This is a genomic window from Exiguobacterium sp. s43 (genome assembly GCF_018617255.1).
In the GTDB taxonomy this organism is placed as follows: domain Bacteria; phylum Bacillota; class Bacilli; order Exiguobacteriales; family Exiguobacteriaceae; genus Exiguobacterium; species Exiguobacterium profundum.
Map to the genome: position 1 here is coordinate 210,327 of NZ_JACSJT010000001.1, position 22,429 is coordinate 232,755.

Sequence of the window (22,429 nt, forward strand, 5' to 3'; positions counted from 1 at the left end):
GACGAGATGGCGAACTGGATCATCATCTATTTGGCGCTGATTAACTTCTTCGGCATCTATTTGTTCCGGGAAGAGACCGTTCCTTCGAAAAAATGGTTCTCTTTCTCGAGCGGCATCGCCATCACGTACTTCTTCATGTATCTTTTGCCGTCCCTGAACAAACGCCAGGACACGCTTCGTGTCGATTGGTTGAATTTGGCGTTACCTTCAGAAATCTACATCGTCAGTCTCATCGGTTTCACGTTGTTTTACGGCACCATGCGGTTCGTTCGTACCCCTCACTTTCAAGATGAGGCGGTCGACCGGGCCGTTTCGTATTGGTTACAGGTGACACTCCTCACGGCCTATATGACCTTCTCGGCGTACGTGGTGACAGCCGACTCGGTGACGTTCGTTGCGAGAAGTTTCTATGCGACAGCGCTCGGTGTCCACTTTTTAGCGCTCGGGCATGACTTAAATCGTCATTATGGTGAACGTTACATGCGACAAGGACGCTATTTGTTGAGTGGTGGGATTTTACTTGGTGGGTTCTTTTCACGCTGGATTGACTTGGCGGCGCACGTCGAAGCGCTCTGTTTTGCCTTTGTGGCCGGGGCGATGATTCTCAATATCGTGAAGTTTGAACTGCCATCCGACCGAAATTTGCACTTCCGCACGTTCGTATTGGCCGTGTGCAGCTATGGGGGATTATTGCTCATATTGAAACATCTTCTAAACTTCTGATGAGAACTTCACAAAAATGAATGACTGTTCATTCATCATTTGATATACTGAATTCAAGATTGAATCCGTTTTCAAAAGGGGGAGTTTTGGGGATGTCTACATTTTTAATCGTCAACTGGATTCTATTCTTGCTCGTCCTCGGCTATGGTGTATATTTATTTGCTACGCTAGTTCATCAGCGTTATACGTTCATCAAGCTCGGGAAGAAGGCAGAATGGAGCCAAACGAACAAAGAACGACTCGAACAGGTCATGATCAACGTGTTCGGTCAAAAGAAATTGTTGAAAGATAAGAAGAGTGGCGCAATTCACGTCATGATGTTTTATGGCTTCATCCTCGTCCAATTCGGGGCGATTGATTTTATTTGGAAAGGACTAGCGGTGGGAACACGTTTCCCGCATATCCCGCTCGGTCCGCTTTATCCAATCTTTACGTTCATGCAAGAAATCGTCATGCTCATGATTCTCGTTGCGGTCGTTTGGGGATTCTACCGTCGTTACGTCGAGAAGCTCGTGCGCTTGAAACGAAACTTTTTAGCAGGTCTTGCCCTCATCTTCATCGGCGGGTTGATGGTTTCCGTATTGTTCGGGAACGGTTTTTACCTCGTCTATAAAGAAGAGCTTCCAATGTGGGGCGAACCGGTCGCGACGCTCATCGGCTCAGCATTTGCTTGGGTACCGGGCTCTGTCGCTTTCGCTTTATTCGTCGTCTTTTGGTGGATGCACCTTTTATTCTTGCTCAGCTTCATGGTCTACATCCCACAAGGAAAACACGCACACTTGATTGCCGGAACGCTCAACGTATGGCTCGGTCGCACGCACAAAGTCGGTCGCTTGGCACCTGTTGATTTTTCAGCGATGGAAGAAGCGGAAGAGTCGGATGAAGAGATTGTCTTCGGGGTCAACAAGATTGAAGACTTCAACCAGAAGCAGCTCGTCGACTTGTATGCCTGTGTCGAGTGCGGGCGTTGTACGAATGTTTGTCCGGCAACAGGAACTGGGAAGATGTTGTCGCCGATGGACTTAATCGTCAAACTTCGTGACCATATGAATATGAAAGGCGCGGCGGTCACGAGAAAATCACCGTGGGCACCTGCACTCATGTTCCAAAACACGCAAGGTGCTGAAATCGCAGCAGCTGCGCAAGACGGTCATATGCTCGTCGCAGACGAGTTGATCGGCAACGTCATCACGGAAGAAGAAATTTGGGCTTGTACGACTTGCCGTAACTGTGAAGACCAGTGTCCGGTCATGAACGAACACGTCGATAAAATCATTGACCTTCGTCGTTACCTCGTCATGATGGAAGGGAAGATGGACCCTGAGGCACAGCGTACGGTCGCCAATATCGAGCGTCAAGGAAACCCGTGGGGAATGAACCGGAAAGAACGCGAGAACTGGCGTAAGGATACAGAGCTCGTCATCCCGACGGCGAAAGAGAAGAAAAAAGCAGGCGAGGAATTCGAGTATCTCTTCTGGGTCGGCGCGATGGGGTCTTACGATAGCCGTAGCCAAAAAGTCGCGCAGAGCTTTGCGAGCGTCTTGAACAAGGCAGGCGTCTCATTCGCCATTCTCGGAAATGAAGAGAAAAACTCAGGGGATACACCACGTCGAATCGGAAACGAGTTGCTGTTCCAAGAACTCGCCGAAGCGAACATTAAACTATTTGAGAAGTATGGGGTGACGAAAATCGTCACGGTCGACCCGCACGCGTACAATACGTTCAAAAATGAGTATCCGGACTTCGGTTTGACTGATGTGAAGGTGTATCATCATACGGAGTTGCTCGCGGAGTTACTTGACACAGGTCGGATTCAGCCAGACCTTCACGTGAACGAACGTGTCGTCTATCACGACTCTTGTTACCTTGGTCGTTATAACGGCATTTACGATGCACCACGATTCGTCCTAGAACGCATACCGGGTGTCGAACTCGTCGAAGCGACACGTAACCGTGAAAACGGTATGTGTTGTGGAGCCGGTGGTGGTCTCATGTGGCAGGAAGAAAAAGTCGGGACACGTGTCAACGTGGCTCGGACAGAACAGTTACTTGAGACGAAACCGACTGTTATCGGTTCGGCATGTCCGTACTGTTTGACGATGTTATCTGATGGAACAAAAGCGAAGGAAGTCGATGAGACCGTCGGCACGTTCGATGTCGTCGAATTGCTCGATCGCTCGCTGAAGGCCATCGAGATACCAGAACCAGTTGTCCAATAATACATGAAGGCACGGTCCGCGGACCGTGCCTTGTTTGTTTACTGCATCTCAGAGGTGGATAGAAGGGAAGAGGTCAAGTGAGATAACCCTTGCGTCGTCTCGTTGATCGATGAAATGGTCTCGACCATCTGTCCGAGATCTTGTTTGTTTCGTTCGAAAGAAAGAACGTATTGGCCCATTTCTTCTTGAACGGTCGAAAAACCAGCTTTGACGGTGCTTAGTTGGCGCATCGCTTCATCGTTCGTCCGATGCATTTGCCCCATTTGCTCGAGGAGGGCCGCGATGTTCGTCTCATTTTCATGAATGAGCGCGTTGATTTGACTGCTCAGTTGTTTTGCGTTCTCCGCAAGTGTGCGTACCTCGGTGGCGACGACGGCGAACCCTTTTCCGTGTTCTCCTGCGCGAGCCGCTTCAATCGAAGCGTTTAAGGCGAGTAAGTTCGTTTGGTTAGCAATTTGTTCGATGCTCTTGGTCATGCTGACAATATCCTGTGAACCTTCTTTTAGGGCGGTAATTCGATCGAGCGAAGTATCGACGTAGGTGGCCGACTGTTTGAACTCTACTTCCATCTGTTCGATTTGATTTCCGTTCGTGTGCGTCAATTTCATCAAATGACGACTCATTTTTTCCGTTTGCTCCGTTTCCGCAAGGACTTGGTGAGCACGATTGCTCGTTTCAGACATGGCGTGTCCGGTTTGTTCCATCGTAGTCGCCACTTCTGTGCTGACGCGTGTCACGTCACTCAACAGGGACGCACGAGCTTGGTTCGCAGACTCGATTTCATCGAGGCGGGCGTTGACGTATTGTTCGGTGACGATTTGTGCGTCTAAATTCATCGCGTGTGACAACGCTAAGAGGGACTCACTTAAGAGGGCAGGATCGTGTTGATACGTTTCAACCACTTTTGGGATGAGCAACGTATTAAATGCCGAGTACGTCGCCAAGAACCAGACGACAGGCACGGCGAAGTGGTGGTGCGTCTGTCCCATTCGTTTCCGCATTGCCAAGAATTTATCATCGATGTTCCCTGTTAGTAGGCTGCGGAAATAATCGGCGAATACCTTTTTTAATCGTTCTCTTGTGGATGATGCGTTCGCAATCTGTACCATTTCCGGTTGCAGCATTAAGTGGTCGAGTACGTTTTCAAGTACATCGTCAAGTACTGACTCGACGAGTGGAGCCATACCTTGCAGTCGTTTTACTTGAGAGGTCGTGTATCCCATGTAGTGAGTGCGACCATTCAAGCTTGAGTCGGCTGGTTTAGCGATTGTCTGGATTTCAGGAAAGCCGGTAGTGGCGACGAAGTGATTGGATGGTGTTTTACGAAAAAGTGCCATATATTTTTCTCCTTCTCTTTCATATCTAAAATGTCATTCTCTTCTATATCGGCAAAAGAGTGAAGAAACTGAGAAGTAAATGTGTTATGAAAGAGGTTCGCAGACGAATGGATCTGGGAAAGGATGATTGAGGAACAGAATATTCAATCTCAATGTAAGGAGTGTGTCCCATGAAAAACATGGTTGTCCTATTGACGATTGTCAGTGCTCTTAGTAGTCAAATTCTTCCGCAGATCTTATTTTTATCTATTATGGCAGTCGAAGAAGGTGTCGGGCGTCTCATTCCATTCTTGATTTTTTATGTAGCCAGTATGTCCGGTCTATTATTGTGGGTTTATGTCATTGGACGCCGTGGTTCTAAAGATACCTTTTTAATCGCCTTGGTCGTACTCGTTGTCGGTCTCGTTTGTTTCGTTCTCCCGTTTGAGCGTGCGATTGAATGGAGCGCCTTTTTAGTCGGGGTTGGATCAATTGGAGTCGGGTCGATTATGACGACGATTTTATCGCAATTAAACGAACTGAAACCAGCTGCTGATCCAGATTCAAAAGAAGATAAAGGGAGCTCCTGGCCGTTGGTTCTGATGTTAGTCGGTTGGATTGCGATATTCTCTTATGCATTGACACAGTCATACAATCTGGCCATCGCTCTCTTTTTGGTCAGTTTGATTCTACCATGGCTTTTTGTTCGGAAATTACCGCTTCAAAAATCGGCGACTTGGCAGTTTGAAACTCGTTCTTTTCTCCGTGCCTTCATCGCGGTCACCGTTTTTACATTGATTAGTCGTCTGCTCAGTCTTTTAGAAGGGGCGCGTGGCTATATCGAAGTATTTGGCTTAATGATTATTTTGCTCGTTTATGTTGGATGGTTATTGTACCAAAAGCGCGTCCGAGACTTTATTGGAGCGAGTCGCACCCGTCAGGTTCAATTGCTGTCGTTTGTGATTGGATTGTTCGGTGGTTGGACGTTAATTGGTGCCGTCTTTGTCAGTCTTGCCTTGTACTCGTTTCAAGTTCTCATTTTTTATGTATTTGTCCCATTTTTAGTAGGCGTCATCGGCTGGATTTTATTTAGTCGTATATTTGATTTCGCACGTCACCCATACCTCGTGTTACTCGTGTCCTCCCTCATCTTTTTCCTAGGATTTATCGAGCCACTTGCGTTCATCCCTGTCTTATTTGTCAGTGGGTATACGCAGACGATGTACTCGAGTGTAAGCCATACGTATCTGTTTGATCAATATGGGGAAAATAAGGAGTTTGCTTCCTTGCTCTTGCAGCTGTGGAAGCGGTTTGGGATGGTCGTTGCGTACTCCTTCTTAATGATTGGATTGTTAGGGTACGGTTTGTACGTTGGGCAGACGGTCAACGAGGAATTATCGTTTCAAATTCCAAAAGCATGGATGTTCGGTGTTCTAGGACTTACGTGGATTTTCAATATTGGATTGATCAGCCTGTACTGGTTCCGAGTTCGTCCGAGTAGAATACATGAATCATAATTTTCCCTAGCTTTTTCATATCGCTTTTGTTTATAATGAGGAGTGATGTTTAACTAGTGACGGAAAAGGAGTGTCCTTTAATGAATAAATCGTTGATTGATTTCGTTTATGAACTTCTCCAAGAAACTGGCGAACAGCCTGTTTCTTTTGATGAGATTCGCGAAAAAATCAAGCAAAACTATACGTTTGCGAGTGAAGAGGAAGAGCTCGAAAAAATCGCACAACTTTACACCGATTTGAACATCGACGGGTTGTTCGTCAACTTAGGAGCAAACCGTTGGGCGCTTCGTGTTTGGTACCCATTCGATAAGTCGGATGAGGATCTCGTCATCGAAGCACGTCAACGTGGTGAACTTGACGAATTCGAAGAAGAGTTCGAAGAAGCAGACGAAGGCATCGTCGATATCGAGGATGACTTGGATGTATTCGCAAAAGTTGAAGACTATGATTCATCTGAATTTGATGATGAGGACGAAGAAGAAAAAGTAGAAGGCCTTGACGATTTCAAGGACGATGACTTGGACGACGACCTCGATATCGAAGACGAGGATGATTTATAAGAGACCGCAAAAAAGCCGGGCATCGCGCCCGGCTAGGCGTGTCTCTTTTTCTTTTTTAGTCGTGTTCATCGACTTGAAAAAAAGAAAAAATAATATCTTGACGACTGCATCGTCTCTGGCGTAAATTAGTCATGGGCTAGTTTAGCACGTAACGATGCAGCAAAAGTGTCCTCCATTTTCGGGGGCACTTTTGCTTTTTTTGTTTTTTCGTTTCCCGATGGTTGGTATTCAAGAGAGGAGAAAGAAACATGACAAAGTACATTTTCGTAACAGGCGGGGTAGTATCTTCGCTCGGTAAAGGGATCACGGCAGCTTCGCTCGCGCGTCTACTCAAAAATCGAGGACTCAACGTCACGATTCAGAAGTTTGACCCATACATCAACATTGACCCAGGTACGATGAGCCCGTATCAACACGGAGAAGTATTCGTCACAGATGATGGCGCTGAGACTGACCTTGACCTCGGACACTATGAGCGCTTTATCGACATCAACTTGTCGCAAAACGCGAACGTCACATCAGGGCGCATTTATTCAACTGTCTTGAAGAAAGAGCGTCGTGGAGACTATAACGGTGGGACGGTTCAGGTCATTCCGCATATCACGAACGAAATCAAAGACCGTGTCTTCCGTGCAGGACGCGAGACGAACGCCGATGTCGTCATCACAGAGATTGGTGGAACAGTTGGGGATATCGAGTCCCTTCCGTTCATCGAAGCGATTCGCCAAGTGAAGAATGACATCGGGAAAGAGAACGTCATGTACGTCCACTGTACACTCGTCCCTTACCTTCGTGCCGCAGGTGAGATGAAGACAAAACCGACACAACACAGTGTCAAAGAGCTTCGCAGCTACGGAATTCAACCGGATATCATTGTCCTTCGTACGGAGCATGACATCCCAGAAGACATGCGTGAAAAAATCGCCCTCTTCTGTGATACGCGCAAAGAAGCGGTCATCGAGGCGCAAGACGCATCGACACTTTATGAAGTACCGCTCAACCTTCAAAAACAAGGAATGGACCAACTCGTCAACGACTACTTCGGTTTCAATTCACCGGCTGCTGACATGACGGCTTGGAAAGAACTCGTCCACACGGTCACACACCTTGAGAAGAAAGTGAAAATCGCACTCGTCGGGAAATATGTCGAATTGCGTGATGCGTATATCTCGGTCGCGGAAGCACTCAAACATGCGGGTTATGCGTTCAACGCGGATATCGACATCGACTGGGTCAACGCGGAAGACGTGACGGCTGAAAACGTCTCAGACATCCTCGGCGATGCGGACGGAATCCTCGTTCCAGGTGGATTCGGTGAGCGTGGAATCGAAGGGAAGATTGAAGCGACACGTTTTGCTCGTGAAAACAACGTCCCATTCTTCGGAATCTGTCTCGGGATGCAACTTGCGACGGTCGAGTTTGCCCGTAACGTCTTGAAGTTGGACGGCGCACATACTGCAGAAATCGATCCGTCGACACCGTATCCGATCATCGACCTTCTTCCAGAGCAAAAAGATATCGAAGATCTTGGGGGCACACTTCGTCTTGGACTTTATCCATGTAAACTCGAAAAAGGGACGAAAGCGCATGCGGCATACGATCAAGAACTCGTATACGAGCGTCATCGTCACCGTTATGAGTTCAACAACGAATACCGTGAAGCGTTTGAAGCAGAAGGCTTCAAGTTCTCAGGTACGAGCCCAGACGGTCGTCTCGTAGAAATCATTGAGATTCCAGAACACAAATGGTTCGTGGCATCACAGTTCCACCCAGAATTGATTTCGCGTCCAGAACGTCCACAACGTCTATTCCATGACTTCATCCAAGCATCACTTGGAGAATAAGTGATTGAAAGCCACGGTCCATTGCGGACCGTGGTTTTTCTACGTCAAAAGCATGAGAGGGAAAGCGCCTTCGGCAGGATACATCCCTATCACTTTGTGGGTACACTAGAAGTAGAACGGGGAGAGGGTGAGGGCACATGAAAGAACGACATTCGATTTATCTTGGATATGGATTAGGGCTTGTCGCGCTCAGTCTGTTGCCGTTCGTCGTCTTGCCTTCCCTTTTATTGCCGTATCAACTTGGCTGGACAGGTGTTGTTTTACTCGCCCTCTCGGTCGGGTTACTTCGGGCGATTCGGGACGGCTCGAACGTCATCCTAAAGCAGATGTGGAAGATCACGTTCTCTCTCTTCTTGATTTTCGTTCTCGTCTATTATGTTTCATTCGGACTCATCCTTTATGACACATACGGATTGGATCGTTTACTAGAACAATATGAACGACAGGCGGTCTGGGTGTTTGCAGCATTTAGCTTTTTACAACCTATTGCGTTACCCGTTCCGGAAGCGGTCAGCGTGCCGATTGGGAGTGTCGCGCTCGGACCGTTTCGTGCCGCTTTGGTCGGAAGCGTTGCGACGACACTTGGAATCTTTGTCATGTATGGACTGGCCCGATTTGGTCGAGGGCGCATGATTCGTTGGGTCGATGAAGAAAAACTGAAGACGTACGATCGATATGTCGATCGATACGGTCTTGGTGTCTTGCTCGTCTTATTTATCATTCCGATTTTACCTGACGAGGTCATCTGTCTCGCTGCGGGGTTTAGTCGTGTACCGTTTCTGCGCTTTGCGGGTATCGCGTTCGGGGCAAAACTCGTCACGTCGTTCGGACTTGCTTATTCTGTCTCGATTGGACAATTGTTTATGACCGATTCGAGTCCAATCGCGATCGCTTCTGTCATGGCAAGTGTGATTGTCTTGATTCTTGCGTTCATTTGGCGCAAACGAAAAAAAGGAGATTCGAACGGGACACAAGAATAAGGTAAGGACGATTTATAGAGAGGAAGACAACATGCGACAAGATCAAGAAGTGGTCATTCGACCGATTGAAGAACAGGATCTATCACGACTCTGGGAATTGATTTATCGAGATGCGGTACCGGAATGGAAACAGTGGGACGCGCCTTACTTCGAACACAAGTCAATGTCTTACGAAGAGTTTCAGCAAATCGAGCGATCGTTCATCAAAAAAGAAGACATGTGGGTCATTGAGGTCAGTGGAACGGTATATGGCACGGTTTCCTATTATTTCGAAGATGCCGGACGAGAGTGGCTCGAGATGGGCATCATCTTGCATCAATCCGACCGCTGGAATCGAGGTGTCGGGACGCGTGCCCTTCGTCTATGGACGAAACATTTGTTTGAAACGTTACCGGTCGTCCGCGTGGGATTGACGACATGGTCAGGGAACGAGCGAATGATGCGGGTCGCTGAAAAAGTAGGGATGCAGCTTGAAGGTCGAATTCGTCAAGTGCGTGTCGTGAACGCGAAACGCTACGATTCGATTCGGATGGGCATGTTACGCGAAGAATGGATGAAAACAGGTACGCCGTCTATTTAAAGACGACGTACCTGTTTTGTATGATTTTGTATATATTTGTCGCCATATTGACGATTTCATTCGTGAAGAGTTTGCTACAATCGAATCGATTGAATTAAATAGGAGAGAATAAGAATGAAACGACACATGTTAGTTATTGTGATGTTATTGATTGGGATGGGCACATGGTATTACATCGCGGGAGCCGCCCCGACGATTAAAAAAGTTCCGACACCATCCTTTACCGGACAATACCCCGGGTTACACTTAACGGTAGAGAGTGAACAAGCGAAAAGATATACGACATCAATCTCTGTTCCGAGAACGGATTATGAAATGCTAAACGAGGAGCTGGATGCATTCATTTTAGAAAAGAAAGAAGCATTTCAACACAACCTCACCCCTAGTCACGGTCAAACGGGTCACTTAAATATTCAGACCGATACATATCAAACGAATCAGACTGAATACACGCTAGTCGTTCATACTTATGCATTCACTGGTGGTGCGAATGGTCAAACCACTGTCGACGTATTTCGGATGAACCTTTCGGACGGAACGTTCGTTGAATGGGATGATGTCTTACGTGATGACCAACATGCATTAGAATGGTTCAAGCATAGCGTCATCACACAATTACAACATCAAGAATACGTATTTGAGGATCAGTTACGTGAAGCGATTAAACACCCTAAATCGACGAAGTGGATACTGACGTCCTCTGGTCTAGATGTCATATTTGACGAGTATGAAGTGGCGGCGGGAGCGGCAGGTGTGGTAGAAGTTCATATTCCGATGAAGGAAGTTGAGCCGTTTTTGTTATCCGAATTAGATACGCCCACTGCACAAGAAGATTCTCCAATCATGAGTCCCTCAAATAAGCCGCTTGAACCCAATGGGAAATATGTTGCACTGACGTTCGATGATGGACCCCATCCGATTGTGACACCTCACATTCTTGAGACACTTGAGAAATACCAAGCGCGTGCTACGTTCTTTATGTTAGGGAGTCAGATGGAATTCTATCCTGATGTAGCGAGACAAGTAGCGTTGTCAGGTCATGAGCTAGCAAATCATACTGAACATCACCCGGATTTGACACAATTGTCTGAGAAGGGAGTCAAAGAGGAACTCGAACAGGTTGATGAACGAATTGAGAGGCTTACGGGACAACGCCCATCATTGGTTCGTCCACCATACGGGGCTAAAAATGAAATGATTGAGCAGATCATTCAGACAAAGGAGCAGACCCTTGCACTATGGACGGTCGATTCTCTTGATTGGAGTCACCGTAATGCCGATCAAATGTATCGCTTGATTATGGACAATGTCCATCCAAGTGCTGTTGTCTTGATGCATGATATTCATGAGTCCACAGCTGAAGGGTTGCCGAAAGTTCTCGATGCGCTGAAACGTGAAGGGTACACGTTTGTGACGATGAGTGAGCTCTTGACGTTGAAATAGTAAATGAACCCGCCGTGATAAACGGCAGGTTCATTTTTTTATTTCACTTCTTGATCTTTAATTGGGAACCAACCGGCACGTGTCGTGATGGCGTTCCATAGCGGAGCTGGGACAGCGAGTTCGGCTTGTTTGTTCAAGTCGAGTTCTGTCTCGATCTCGTCTTCGCGGTCCGATTCCACTTTTTCCAGCCATTGTGGATCGATGATCAGTTCGCGACCGAGTGCGGCAAAATCGACGACGTCGAGTGCGTCTTCCACTTGGGCCGGACGTTGGAGTTGCCCGACTCCGATGAGTGGGATGGCACCATTGATTCGATTGGCGATGCGGTCTATCGAACGCTCCGTGACATTCTCGTCACGCATGGAAGCTGTATTGAAGTTCCAGAGAGAAGCGTGAATATAATCGACGCCCTCTTCTAAAATCATATCGAGTAACACATCCGTGTCGTCGAGTGTGATTCCTGGCTCTTCGATTTCTTCCGGTGAGAAACGATAGCCGACTAAGAAGTCTTCTGCATCTGCAGCTGCTTCTTTCACACGACGAATGACTTCGCGTGGGAACGTCAAACGTCCATGAACATCACCGCCGAAGCGATCTTCACGGCGATTTGAGTGCGGTGAGAAGAATTGTTGAATCAAGTAGGTGTTCGCTCCGTGAATCTCGACGCCATCAAACCCGGCTTCGATGGCCCGACGCGTCGCTTCACCGAACGCCTCGATAATGGCTTCGACCTCTGATGTCTCGAGGGCACGTGGTGTGACGGCGCCTTCTCGGACAGGCGCGACAGCACTTGCACTGACAGGTTGTTCGTTCGGGACGAGTTCAGGTGGTGACATCCGTCCAGCGTGGAAAATTTGAAGGATGGCTTTTGCACCTTCCGCTTTTAAACTTTCCGCCAATTGACGGAGACCCGGGATGAATTTGTCGTCATTGACCCCGAATGCGTTCGGGAAACCTTTCCCGTCTTCTGTCACGTACGCGCATGCTGTAATCGCAAGCCCGACGTTTTGCGCCCGTTTCCGATAGTAGGCGAGCTCATGCTCGGATACTTCGCCCGTTGGTTCTGATGAGTAATGTGTCATCGGAGCCAAGACGAGTCGGTTCGGTACTTCGACGCCATTTTTGAATTGAAAAGGTTGTAACATACGTTTCATCTGAAATCCTCCTTCAACATGATACCTTGAAGTCTAAGCTTCTCGACTCAAAAATGCGAGTCGGATGCTTGTGAATGAACACATTACAGATTGCGCAAGCGTAAGAGATGATTGAACTGAAAAGAATAGGGTATAATACAGGAGAAAAGTTGATATTCGGTTCGAGACAATAGAGAGACCACAACAGAAGGGGGAAGCCTTGTTTTTGTTGTGGTCTCTTTTTCTATTCATTGAACCGTACTTACTATAGGAGGGAATAAGATGGAAATCAGAAATTTCTCAGCGAAAGAACGAGCGAAACGATACGAACAACTGACAAGCGAACGTCATGACGTTCTTGTTGTCGGTGGAGGGATAACCGGAGCAGGGATTGCGCTCGATGCGTCGTCACGTGGGATGAAGACAGCGGTTCTTGAAATGCAAGACTTTGCGGCCGGGACGTCAAGCCGTTCGACGAAACTTGTTCACGGGGGACTCCGCTATTTGAAACAATTTGAAGTGGCGCTCGTCGCAGAAGTCGGGAAAGAGCGTGCCATCGTGTATGAGAACGGTCCACATGTCACGACACCGGAACAGATGCTATTACCGATGCACAAGGGAGGCACGTTTGGTCCTTTCTCAACTTCAATCGGACTCATGGTGTATGACTTCCTTGCAGGCGTCAAACGGGCAGAACGTCGCATGATGCTCAAACCGAATGAAGTCATCAAAAAAGCACCGCTCGTGAAAAAAGATGACTTAGTCGGTGGTGGATACTACGTCGAGTATCGGACGGATGATGCACGATTGACAATCGAAGTGGCGAAAGAGGCAGCGAATCACGGCGCGCTTCTTATGAACTATGCCAAAGTGACCGGGTTGATTTACGAGAACGGCAAAGTGGCGGGGGTACACGTCGAAGACCAAATCGATGGGTCGACATATGACGTCTATGCGAAAAAAATCATTAATGCGACTGGTCCATGGGTCGATGAGTTACGGGAAGAAGACAACTCGAAAAAAGGCAAACAGCTTCGTTTGACGAAGGGAATTCACCTTGTCATCGATCAATCGAAATTCCCACTCAAACAGGCAATTTATTTCGACACACCAGATGGGCGCATGGTCTTTGCCATTCCACGCGGAAACAAAGCGTACGTTGGAACGACGGATACGTTCTTTGATAAAAACAAAGCGCATCCACGCATGACGACAGAGGACCGCGATTATATTTTGGATGCAATCCATTATATGTTCCCAGACGTTCATGTCACAGCAGATGATGTGGAATCAAGCTGGGCGGGTATTCGTCCGTTGATTTATGAGGAAGGAAAAGACCCTTCTGAAATTTCACGTAAGGACGAAATTTGGCAGTCAGACAGCGGCTTGATCACGATTGCCGGCGGTAAATTGACAGGGTATCGGAAGATGTCAGAAACGGTCGTCGACCTTGTCGCGAAATTATTAAAAGAAGAAGAGGGTGTCGTCTACTTGGCAAGCCGGACGAAGCATATGCCGATGTCAGGTGGTCACGTCGGCGGATCGAAAGGGTTTAAAGACTTCCTCGAGAAGAAAACGAAAGAACTTCAAAATCACGGTCTCGACGCGGGGCACGCGGAAGAACTCGTCCGTCTATACGGATCGAATATCGATCGCGTCATCGAGCGGATGGACTCGAACGCGTATGACTTGCCAGAGGTCGTCTATGCACAATTGATTTATGGCATTGAAGAAGAATCGGTCGTACGCGCCATCGACTTCTTGATTCGTCGGACCGGAGCGATGTTCTTTGATATCGATTTCGTCCGTCAACACAAAGAAGGTGTCCTTCGTTGCATGGCCGACGTCTTCAAATGGTCGGATGAGCGTTTGAAAGAAGAACGTGAAGAAGTAGAGAAGGAGATTGAAATCGCAGTTGTGCCTGTGACTGTCGAATCGTAATGCACTGCATTGCAGGAAAGGTTCATTCTAAATAGGATGAACCTTTTTTGTGTCATGGTTTCATCGATTCGGAATAACGGTATACCTCATAAGTAGTGATTCTTAGATTGAGGGAGAATTTTTTATGAAACGAAATCTCGTTGCCATCCTATTGATTGGCATTCTATTAGTAATAGGTTGGCGTTATGTCGATCCCAATCGATTGTTAGCCGATGTCTATTATGTCAAAGTCCCAAGTGCAGAAGTGGCGACGCAAACCTCGGGGGGTTATCGCTATGATCTCATCGGGTACGACGAGGATGGAAAAAAACGTCCTCTGTCTATTGCCACCACTGGGTTGTTACCGGAAGGGAACTATCTGCGAGTATTTGTGAAAGAAGAAGATGCGGAAGTGACCGACTACGAGCAGGTGAATGTGCTAGACGTACCTGAACAGTTGAAGGAAGAACAGGAAGAAGAGAATTCCGAGCCATCGTTCCCTTGATTTCAAAAGATAGACGTCGCGAAAAAGAGATGAGTTTGGTAAGGTTAAATTGTTTGAATATGGTAAACGATGAATGAAAGAAGGGACATGCATGTCACGGATGTTAATAGCAGATGACCAGGACGGAATTCGTACGATGCTCGCGCAAGTGTTCACGAACATGGGTGTAGACGTGGACACGGCGCAAGACGGCATCAGCGCCTGGGAATTTTTAGAGCGGGAGCAATATGATTTGGTATTGCTCGATATGAATATGCCTCGTATGTTTGGACACGAAGTATTACGTCGCATGCGCGAGAAACAGTTAGACACACCCGTCATGATCATGACGGCATTTGGGGAAGAAACGGTGATTGAAGAAGTGCGTCGTCTCGGGATCACGGCACAATTTGAGAAGCCGTTTGATATTTATGGGATGATTGGAAAAGTGAAAGAAGTCTTGAAAATTTGACGTTTCGTCACCAAGATGACATATGTAAACGCTTGCGCTAAGCCATTTCTATGCCCGAATAGCATAGGCACATGTTTTACGGTGTGTTATAATGGGAACGAATTGCACGGGGGAACTTTTCCCAAACGTGTATAATAGCGAACAGACAGGAGGATGTCATTATGCCATTAGTATCAATGACAGAAATGCTTAACAAAGCATTCGAAGGCAAGTATGCAGTCGGCCAATTCAACATCAACAACCTCGAGTGGACGCAAGCGATTCTTCGCGCTGCGGAAGACGAGAAATCACCAGTAATCCTCGGTGTATCAGAAGGTGCAGCGAAGTACATGGGTGGCTTCACGACAGTTGTCAAAATGGTTGAAGGTCTTATGCACGACTACAACATCACTGTTCCAGTTGCAATCCACCTTGACCACGGTTCTTCATTCGATAAGTGTAAAGCAGCGATCGACGCTGGTTTCACGTCAGTCATGATTGACGGTTCACACCACCCAATCGATGAAAACATCGAAATGACGAAACAAGTTGTCGAGTACGCGCACGCTAAAGGTGCTTCTGTTGAGGCAGAAGTCGGTACAGTTGGCGGCGAAGAAGACGGCGTTGTTGGTGGCGTACAATACGCTGACCTCGATGAGTGTGTACGTGTTGTAAAAGAAGCGAAAGTGGATGCACTTGCTGCAGCACTCGGTTCTGTACACGGTGAATACCAAGGCGAGCCAAAACTTGGATTCAAAGAGATGGAAGAAATCGCGGAAGCGACTAAAACACCACTCGTTCTTCACGGCGGATCAGGAATTCCTGAGCACCAAATCAAAAAAGCAATCGAGCTCGGCCACAGCAAAATCAACGTCAACACTGAGTGCCAACAAGAATGGACTCGTGCAGTACGTGAGAAAGTTGCTGCTGATGCAAAAGTATATGACCCACGTAAAATTATCGGACCTGGTATCGAAGCGATTTATAACGTCGTTACTGGCAAGATGCGTGAGTTTGGTTCAAGCAACCAAGCTTAATCCTGTCCTGAAAGGCTGACTCTACAAAAGAGTCAGCCTTTTTTTGATGATTTAGGGAACGTATACATATATGGTGAAAAAAAGGGGGGAGTCTTTGTGATTTATAACGAGCGACCGACAGAATTGTTTTGGCGAATCTTTTATGTATATGGAGCAGTCGTGTTGATTGGTCTTTCTTTAGCATTAGCCGCCGCCCCACTCATTTTAATTTATTATTATCTGGTACCTTGGCTTATTCCATTGTTAGTCTTAGTCGCCATCGGTGGGTTTGGGGTGTATTGGTTTACGAACACGTTCCGTCGTTTATTTTGGAAAGAACGGAATCACTCTAGATACGAAATGACCGCAACGAGCATCGAGGGTGTGACGTATCGGCATGAACCGGGCGAGTCGGTCGAGCAATCATTTCCAATCTCAGCGATTCGACAAATCGTCTTCTTCCCGGCGATTGTCCGAAAGACACAGCCGTCTCCGACGGTTCGGATTGGTCGGCCTACGGTAGAGTACACTCCGATGCTATCGATTATGACAAAAGATGATGCCATGGAAATCTTGTTCGATCAACGTGATCTGGTTGCCTTTGATCAATGGATAAAATCTTTCCATGAGCAGGGAATTCCGCTATTTTACACACCAAAAGAATTGTATTGGATTGGTGCGAATATCTCGACACGACGTGAGCGATTTGAACGGTTGAGTCGTCCGGAAGAAATCGTTCCATTTGTCTACACCGGCGACCTTGTGGCAGATGAGCAGACGGCAGCAACGAATTGGATTGAAACCCACGGATTGGAACGTTTGAAAGAAGGACCACACCAAGCATACTATGTGAAGCAAAGTAAAATTATGAAATGGTCATTTTTCGGGACGCTCGCTGGGATTGGCCTTGTCGTAGGATCGATGCTTGCAATCGCATCGTTGACGTAAAGGGTATAGCAATTCGACATGACTTTCCTCATAATAGAGATTGTAAGCGATCACAAATTAAGGAGGAGACACATATGCGTTTTTTCATTGACACAGCAAATGTGGAAGACATTAAAAAAGCTCATCAAATGGGCGTCATTGGAGGCGTGACGACGAATCCATCGCTCGTCGCCAAAGAAGGTGTCGATTTCCATACAAGACTTCGTGAAATCTGTGAGATCGTCGGGGATCTCTCGGTCAGCGCCGAAGTTATTGCACTCGATGCGTCGGGTATGGTGGAAGAAGGAAAGGAACTTGCCGCCATCGCGCCGAATATTACGGTAAAGGTACCGATGACACCAGCGGGGATGCAAGCGGTAAAACAGTTCAAGGAGCTTGGAATCAAGACAAACGTCACGCTCATCTTTAACGCTAACCAAGCGTTACTTGCGGCACGTGCCGGGGCATCATACGTTTCTCCATTCATCGGACGCTTGGATGACATCGGACAAGATGGGCTTGATTTAGTTGAGACTATTGCGAACATCTTCGCAATCCATGGCATCGAGACAGAAATTATCGCAGCATCTGTGCGTCATCCGGTTCACGTGACAAAAGCTGCACTCCTTGGGGCTGACATTGCCACAGTCCCTTACAAAGTTATCGAACAAATGATGAAACATCCGCTCACAGACAAAGGCATTGAGCAGTTTTTAGCGGATTGGAACAACGCTCAATCCAAATAAGTCCGTCGTAGAAAGGTTTTGATCAGCGTGGAAATTCTCCATATCGTTGGGCAGCAAAAACTAGAAGGAACCGTCGAGATTAGCGGAGCGAAACAGAGCGCTCTCCCTTGCCTTGTGGCTGCACTTCTCACGGAAGAGTCGGTGACGATTGAAAACGTTCCGATGATTGAAGATGTGGAAGTGATGGTCAATTTGTTAAAAGAGTTAGGGGTTCGGGTAGAGCGGGATGGCGAACGAATGACGATTCATTCGAATGAAGCAGTCGCAATGCCTCTCCTCGGTTCTGAGACGCGCAAAGTCCGTGCCGCTGTCTATTTACTCGGGGTCTTCGCGGCTCGCTTTGGAAAAGGGGCGGTTGGGTTACCTGGAGGATATGCGATTGGTCCACGGCCGATTGACTTACATTTGAAAGCGTTGGAACGTCTCGGCATTCATGTTGAGAATGAATCAGGTCTCTATCATGTCCGGGTCGATGAACTTGTTGGGAATCGAATTTACTTGGACTTGCGGTCGTTTGGGGCAACCGTGAGTGCAATGCTTGCGGCTGTTCTAGCGACAGGGACGACGGTCATCGAAAACGCGGCTTGCGATCCGGAAGTCGTCGATGTGGCGACCATGCTCACATCGATGGGTGCACATGTGAGTGGGGCAGGAACGGATGAGATTCGAATTAAAGGGGTGGAACGCCTCCACGGTTGTACGCACACACTCATTCCAGATCGTCTCGAAGCCGGAACGTTCATGATGTTCGGTGCAGTGTCCGGTCGTGTGACCGTCCAACCGGTCATTCCGACACATCTCGAAGGGGTCATTCAAAAACTGTTGGATTTCGGAGCGGACGTCGAGGTCGGTGAGGAGTCAATTACCGTGACGGCGAACCAATTCATGCCAACAGATATTCGGGTGTTCCATTACTCGGGGTATCCGAGCGACTTGCAACCGGTGATGACGGCAGCCTTATTAAAAGCTGACGGAACGAGTGTTGTCACCGATAAATTGTATGCGCAACGATTCCGCCACATCGCCGAGATGCGACGGATGAATGCGCAAATTACACTGGAGGATGCATCGGCTGTGATTCGTGGCGGTAATAAGCTGGCGAACGCAGAGATGGAATGCACCGATGCACGGAGTGCTGCGGCCCTGGTACTGTCAGCGCTCCAAGCTTCTGGTGAATCGACGCTACTACATGCGGAACGACTGAATGATTCGTATGTCGACTTTGTCGGCAAATTAAAACAACTCGGTGCGCTCGTTTGGGTGGAGGAACAAACCGAGGTATAAAGGGGAGATTTCGGGTGGAACGAAGTTTATCGATGGAACTGGTTCGGGTGACAGAAGCGGCGGCACTTGCTTCAGCCCGTTGGATGGGACGAGGATTGAAAGTCGAAGCGGATGATGCGGCAACGACGGCCATGCGCGACGTATTTGACACGATTCCGATGAAAGGGATTGTCGTCATCGGTGAAGGGGAGATGGATGAGGCCCCGATGCTATACATCGGAGAAAAAGTCGGAAATGGCTACGGTTCTCGTCTCGATGTCGCCGTCGATCCGTTAGAAGGGACAAACATCGTAGCGACCGGAACGTGGGGAGCACTTGCGGTTCTCGCGGTCGCGGATGCAGGCGATCTCCTTCATGCTCCAGACATGTACATGGATAAAATTGCCGTCGGACCGGAAGCGGCAGGTCTCGTCAGTCTCGACAACTCGATTGAAGAGAACATTGAAATCGTGGCGAAAGCGAAGAAGAAAAACGTGGAAGATGTCGTCGTCACGATTTTACATCGGGACCGTCACGAAGAAACCATTCAACGTGTCCGCGCGACCGGTGCGCGAATCAAATTGATTCCGGACGGGGACGTCGCCGCGGCCATCAACACCGCTTTCCCGAAAACGGGTGTCGATTTGTTGCTCGGTTCAGGCGGGGCGCCAGAAGGTGTCATCGCTGCAGTCGCAATGAAGTGTTTAGGTGGAGACTTCCAAGGGCGTTTGCTCCCGGAAGATGAAGCGCAGAAACAACGTTGCCATGACATGGGAATCGAAGATACGGATCGAATCCTCCTCCTCAATGATTTGGTGAAAGGTGAAGATTGTATCTTTGCGGCGACCGGCGTCACAGATGGTGAGCTGTTACGTGGAGTCCAATTCACGTCACAAGGCGGACAGACCCATTCGGTCGTCATGCGTGCCAAGTCCGGTACCGTTCGTTTCGTCGAAGGGAACCACTCACTTAAGAAAAAACCAAAAATGGTCATGAAACCAGAATAATCAGAAGTCGTGGATGTGAAAACGTCCACGACTTTTTTGTGGTGAAAGCGTCAGAAAACGGGAATGGATAGTCAGGAGGTGGGTGTGATGATTCAGGTTGAAGGACTCGTCAAAACATTCAAGGATGTTCCAGCTGTCGATGACGTGTCATTTTTCGTGAAAGAAGGAGAAATCTTTGCGTTTTTAGGTCCGAACGGTGCGGGTAAATCGACGACGGTGCAAATGTTGACGACACTCGTGAGACCGACATCTGGAGCGGCACGAGTCAATGGATTCGATGTCGTTAAACAAGAAAAAGATGTCCGATTATCGATTGGAGTTGCCTTACAAGAAACAGGAATCGATAAAGTGTTGACGGGACGAGAGCTCCTTGTCTTACAAGGGCGTTTGTTTAAGATGTCGAATGAAGAGGCGCAACGTCGAGCCGATGAGTTACTCGAAGTCGTTTCACTGACGGATGCGGCCGATCGCCGGAGTGGTACCTATTCCGGTGGGATGCGACGACGTCTCGACTTGGCTCTCACACTCGTCCATCGTCCGACGGTCTTGTTTTTAGACGAACCGACGACCGGACTCGATCCGGCGAGCCGAATCGAAATTTGGAATGAAGTACGCCGATTGAACGAGGAATTCGGGACGACGATTTTTTTAACGACCCAATACTTAGAGGAGGCAGATGAGTTGGCTGACCGGATTGCAATCATCAATCACGGGAAGATTGTGAGTGAAGGAACGGCCGAGGAATTGAAACAGCTCGTCGGTGGAGAGACGATTTCGATGGACTTCGCTACAGAATCTGAAGCGACCCTTGCCGCGACGCGATTTCATACATCTTCGAATGGCACACATGTATCGTTTGAGTTACGTGACATGACGTTGACTGAGATTGTTCGTTCCTTGGATGAACAAGGGTTGCAGCCTGAACGATTGACTGTCAAGCAACCATCGCTCGATGATGTATTCTTGAAAGTGACAGGCGAATCGTATGAAGGAGGCGAGATCCGTGTGGACTGAGACATGGCTATTCACGAAACGGAGTTTGCTGACGACTATTCGAAATCCGTTTTCATTCATCCCGAACTTGATCATTTCTGTATTCTTTTTACTCGTGTATACGAGCGGCTTGTCGAGCGTGGCCTCGTTGCCTCAGTTCGAAGGGAGCGACTATTTGAATTTCATCTTACCCGTATCCATTGTTTCAGGTGCAGTCGGGGGAGCGGGAGGCACGGGTCAGGCGCTTGTCCGAGATATTGAGAGTGGCTATTTCGCACGGCTCTTGTTGACACCGGCGACCCGTACGGCGATTGTGCTCGGACCGATGATTGCGGGGATGTTGCAATTACTCGTCCAAACGCTACTTATTTTTGCTGTCGCGTTTCTCCTCGGTCTCACGATTCCTGTCGGTGCCGCTGGATTCTTTTTCACAGTATTACTCGCAATCGGATTTGGACTTGGTTTCGCAGGATATTCAGTGGGCGTCGCCTTGAAAACACGAAATGCACAAGCGGCACAGGCAGGGACGTTGTTGTTCTTTCCTTTAATTTTCCTGTCGACGACGTTCGTTCCGAAAGAATTGATTGAAGCCGAATGGTTGAAAGTGGCGGCGACGTTCAATCCAACCACGTATATTTTCGAAGGGATGCGAGCGGTTCTGACTCAGCCGGAGATTGACTGGGGTGCCTTATCTGCAGGGCTCGCAGTCGCGGGTACGATGAGTGTACTCATGATCGTCTTTGCGGCAACGAACGCGAGAGGGGCATTGAAGCAAAAATAAGGGAGGAGTTTGATGCAGGAACTATCAACGATGATTCGGATTATTTTAACAGGGATTGGAGCATATATTTCTATCATTCTCATGTTGCGTGTTTCTGGTAAGCGTACATTGGCAAAAATGAATGCATTTGATTTTATTGTGACGGTTGCACTTGGTTCTATTTTGGCAACGACCTTGACTAGTCAACAAACCTCTTTATTGGCTGGACTGACTGCGTTCGGTACACTAATTGTCTTACAATATATATTAGCGAAACTATCTAAGCGATTCTCCATTGTGAATCAAATAATTAAATCAGAACCAACTCTACTGTTTTATAAAGGAGATTATTTGAGAGAACATCTACAAAAAGAACGAATTTTAGAGATCGAGGTCATTCAAGCGATTCGATCAAGTGGCACTCCTCTAGGACAAGTCGAAGCAGTAATCATAGAAACGGATGGAACGTTTTCTGTTTTGAAAGACTCTCGTCATGTAATGGAACATGTGAACAAATAAAAACGACTCGGTTCCGATGAACCGAGTC

Annotated in this window: 21 protein-coding genes; 19 read left to right on the forward strand and 2 right to left on the reverse strand. The window is 47.8% G+C overall.

Going from position 1 to position 22,429, the window contains the following annotated elements:
• The first annotated feature begins 6 nt into the window (after positions 1 to 6).
• The gene (locus KNO79_RS01205; RefSeq protein WP_078147689.1) at positions 7 to 723 is read left to right on the forward strand and encodes a hypothetical protein; all 717 of its coding nucleotides are present in this window, start codon (positions 7 to 9) and stop codon (positions 721 to 723) included.
• A 92-nt stretch (positions 724 to 815) separates the two neighbouring features.
• Entirely contained in the window at positions 816 to 2,942 is a 2,127-nt protein-coding gene (locus tag KNO79_RS01210; RefSeq protein ID WP_159562996.1) for a (Fe-S)-binding protein, read from the forward strand.
• Positions 2,943 to 2,980: 38 nt separating this feature from the next.
• Here the strand turns inward: KNO79_RS01210 and KNO79_RS01215 are convergent, their stop codons facing one another.
• Positions 2,981 to 4,279: a globin-coupled sensor protein gene (locus tag KNO79_RS01215; RefSeq protein ID WP_214690423.1), complete on the reverse strand. Its 1,299-nt coding sequence runs from the start codon at positions 4,277 to 4,279 to the stop codon at positions 2,981 to 2,983.
• A 170-nt stretch (positions 4,280 to 4,449) separates the two neighbouring features.
• Here KNO79_RS01215 and KNO79_RS01220 point away from each other — a divergent pair, with 170 nt between their 5' ends.
• From KNO79_RS01220 to KNO79_RS01245, 6 genes are all read left to right on the forward strand, one after another.
• Complete coding sequence (locus tag KNO79_RS01220; RefSeq protein WP_196431282.1) at positions 4,450 to 5,775, forward strand: hypothetical protein; 1,326 nt, start codon at positions 4,450 to 4,452, stop codon at positions 5,773 to 5,775.
• A gap of 80 nt (positions 5,776 to 5,855) precedes the next feature.
• Positions 5,856 to 6,335, forward strand: coding sequence for a DNA-directed RNA polymerase subunit delta (gene rpoE / locus KNO79_RS01225; protein WP_074035668.1), 480 nt, complete (start codon positions 5,856 to 5,858; stop codon positions 6,333 to 6,335).
• Between the two features lie 248 nt (positions 6,336 to 6,583).
• Complete coding sequence (locus KNO79_RS01230; RefSeq protein WP_074035670.1) at positions 6,584 to 8,179, forward strand: CTP synthase; 1,596 nt, start codon at positions 6,584 to 6,586, stop codon at positions 8,177 to 8,179.
• A 137-nt stretch (positions 8,180 to 8,316) separates the two neighbouring features.
• On the forward strand, positions 8,317 to 9,159 hold the full coding sequence (locus KNO79_RS01235) for a TVP38/TMEM64 family protein (RefSeq protein WP_214690424.1): 843 nt from the start codon (positions 8,317 to 8,319) through the stop codon (positions 9,157 to 9,159).
• Between the two features lie 31 nt (positions 9,160 to 9,190).
• Entirely contained in the window at positions 9,191 to 9,739 is a 549-nt protein-coding gene (locus KNO79_RS01240) for a GNAT family N-acetyltransferase (RefSeq protein ID WP_074035674.1), read from the forward strand.
• Between the two features lie 114 nt (positions 9,740 to 9,853).
• Positions 9,854 to 11,182 carry a polysaccharide deacetylase family protein gene (locus KNO79_RS01245; RefSeq protein WP_074035676.1) on the forward strand — a complete coding sequence of 443 codons (1,329 nt, stop codon included), beginning with the start codon at positions 9,854 to 9,856 and terminating at the stop codon, positions 11,180 to 11,182.
• A gap of 38 nt (positions 11,183 to 11,220) precedes the next feature.
• Here KNO79_RS01245 and KNO79_RS01250 read toward each other — a convergent pair whose 3' ends face one another.
• Positions 11,221 to 12,336, reverse strand: coding sequence for an NADH-dependent flavin oxidoreductase (locus KNO79_RS01250; protein ID WP_196431280.1), 1,116 nt, complete (start codon positions 12,334 to 12,336; stop codon positions 11,221 to 11,223).
• Between the two features lie 261 nt (positions 12,337 to 12,597).
• Here KNO79_RS01250 and KNO79_RS01255 point away from each other — a divergent pair, with 261 nt between their 5' ends.
• From KNO79_RS01255 to KNO79_RS01305, 11 genes are all read left to right on the forward strand, one after another.
• Complete coding sequence (locus KNO79_RS01255) at positions 12,598 to 14,256, forward strand: glycerol-3-phosphate dehydrogenase/oxidase (RefSeq protein ID WP_031422206.1); 1,659 nt, start codon at positions 12,598 to 12,600, stop codon at positions 14,254 to 14,256.
• Between the two features lie 124 nt (positions 14,257 to 14,380).
• Positions 14,381 to 14,740, forward strand: a complete 360-nt coding sequence (locus KNO79_RS01260; protein WP_214690425.1) for a YxeA family protein — start codon at positions 14,381 to 14,383, stop codon at positions 14,738 to 14,740.
• Positions 14,741 to 14,831: 91 nt separating this feature from the next.
• Entirely contained in the window at positions 14,832 to 15,191 is a 360-nt protein-coding gene (locus KNO79_RS01265) for a response regulator (protein WP_074035685.1), read from the forward strand.
• A 161-nt stretch (positions 15,192 to 15,352) separates the two neighbouring features.
• Positions 15,353 to 16,207, forward strand: coding sequence for a class II fructose-1,6-bisphosphate aldolase (fba, locus tag KNO79_RS01270; RefSeq protein ID WP_159562989.1), 855 nt, complete (start codon positions 15,353 to 15,355; stop codon positions 16,205 to 16,207).
• 96 nt (positions 16,208 to 16,303) lie between these two features.
• On the forward strand, positions 16,304 to 17,134 hold the full coding sequence (locus KNO79_RS01275) for a hypothetical protein (RefSeq protein ID WP_214690426.1): 831 nt from the start codon (positions 16,304 to 16,306) through the stop codon (positions 17,132 to 17,134).
• Positions 17,135 to 17,208: 74 nt separating this feature from the next.
• Positions 17,209 to 17,859, forward strand: a complete 651-nt coding sequence (gene fsa, locus KNO79_RS01280; protein WP_078147677.1) for a fructose-6-phosphate aldolase — start codon at positions 17,209 to 17,211, stop codon at positions 17,857 to 17,859.
• A gap of 27 nt (positions 17,860 to 17,886) precedes the next feature.
• Positions 17,887 to 19,143 (forward strand): UDP-N-acetylglucosamine 1-carboxyvinyltransferase, encoded by a 1,257-nt coding sequence (murA, locus tag KNO79_RS01285; RefSeq protein WP_074035691.1) that lies wholly within the window; start codon positions 17,887 to 17,889, stop codon positions 19,141 to 19,143.
• 14 nt (positions 19,144 to 19,157) lie between these two features.
• Entirely contained in the window at positions 19,158 to 20,129 is a 972-nt protein-coding gene (gene glpX, locus KNO79_RS01290; protein WP_031422214.1) for a class II fructose-bisphosphatase, read from the forward strand.
• A gap of 87 nt (positions 20,130 to 20,216) precedes the next feature.
• Positions 20,217 to 21,143, forward strand: coding sequence for an ATP-binding cassette domain-containing protein (locus KNO79_RS01295; protein ID WP_159562987.1), 927 nt, complete (start codon positions 20,217 to 20,219; stop codon positions 21,141 to 21,143).
• Positions 21,133 to 21,903 (forward strand): ABC transporter permease, encoded by a 771-nt coding sequence (locus KNO79_RS01300; RefSeq protein WP_159562986.1) that lies wholly within the window; start codon positions 21,133 to 21,135, stop codon positions 21,901 to 21,903. The genes KNO79_RS01295 and KNO79_RS01300 overlap by 11 nt, the downstream gene beginning before the upstream one ends.
• Before the next feature lie 12 nt (positions 21,904 to 21,915).
• Positions 21,916 to 22,401 carry a DUF421 domain-containing protein gene (locus KNO79_RS01305; protein ID WP_214690427.1) on the forward strand — a complete coding sequence of 162 codons (486 nt, stop codon included), beginning with the start codon at positions 21,916 to 21,918 and terminating at the stop codon, positions 22,399 to 22,401.
• The last annotated feature ends 28 nt before the right edge of the window (positions 22,402 to 22,429 follow it).

Coding starts and splice junctions, on each gene's coding strand:
- KNO79_RS01210 (WP_159562996.1), top strand. CDS start 816: ATGTCTACATTTTTAATCGTCAACTGGATTCTATTCTTGCTCGTCCTC.
- KNO79_RS01240 (WP_074035674.1), top strand. CDS start 9,191: ATGCGACAAGATCAAGAAGTGGTCATTCGACCGATTGAAGAACAGGAT.
- KNO79_RS01230 (WP_074035670.1), top strand. CDS start 6,584: ATGACAAAGTACATTTTCGTAACAGGCGGGGTAGTATCTTCGCTCGGT.
- KNO79_RS01245 (WP_074035676.1), top strand. CDS start 9,854: ATGAAACGACACATGTTAGTTATTGTGATGTTATTGATTGGGATGGGC.
- KNO79_RS01305 (WP_214690427.1), top strand. CDS start 21,916: ATGCAGGAACTATCAACGATGATTCGGATTATTTTAACAGGGATTGGA.
- KNO79_RS01205 (WP_078147689.1), top strand. CDS start 7: ATGGCGAACTGGATCATCATCTATTTGGCGCTGATTAACTTCTTCGGC.
- KNO79_RS01260 (WP_214690425.1), top strand. CDS start 14,381: ATGAAACGAAATCTCGTTGCCATCCTATTGATTGGCATTCTATTAGTA.
- KNO79_RS01215 (WP_214690423.1), bottom strand. CDS start 4,279: ATGGCACTTTTTCGTAAAACACCATCCAATCACTTCGTCGCCACTACC.
- KNO79_RS01295 (WP_159562987.1), top strand. CDS start 20,217: ATGATTCAGGTTGAAGGACTCGTCAAAACATTCAAGGATGTTCCAGCT.
- KNO79_RS01235 (WP_214690424.1), top strand. CDS start 8,317: ATGAAAGAACGACATTCGATTTATCTTGGATATGGATTAGGGCTTGTC.
- KNO79_RS01250 (WP_196431280.1), bottom strand. CDS start 12,336: ATGAAACGTATGTTACAACCTTTTCAATTCAAAAATGGCGTCGAAGTA.
- KNO79_RS01265 (WP_074035685.1), top strand. CDS start 14,832: ATGTCACGGATGTTAATAGCAGATGACCAGGACGGAATTCGTACGATG.
- rpoE (WP_074035668.1), top strand. CDS start 5,856: ATGAATAAATCGTTGATTGATTTCGTTTATGAACTTCTCCAAGAAACT.
- fba (WP_159562989.1), top strand. CDS start 15,353: ATGCCATTAGTATCAATGACAGAAATGCTTAACAAAGCATTCGAAGGC.
- KNO79_RS01255 (WP_031422206.1), top strand. CDS start 12,598: ATGGAAATCAGAAATTTCTCAGCGAAAGAACGAGCGAAACGATACGAA.
- KNO79_RS01220 (WP_196431282.1), top strand. CDS start 4,450: ATGAAAAACATGGTTGTCCTATTGACGATTGTCAGTGCTCTTAGTAGT.
- fsa (WP_078147677.1), top strand. CDS start 17,209: ATGCGTTTTTTCATTGACACAGCAAATGTGGAAGACATTAAAAAAGCT.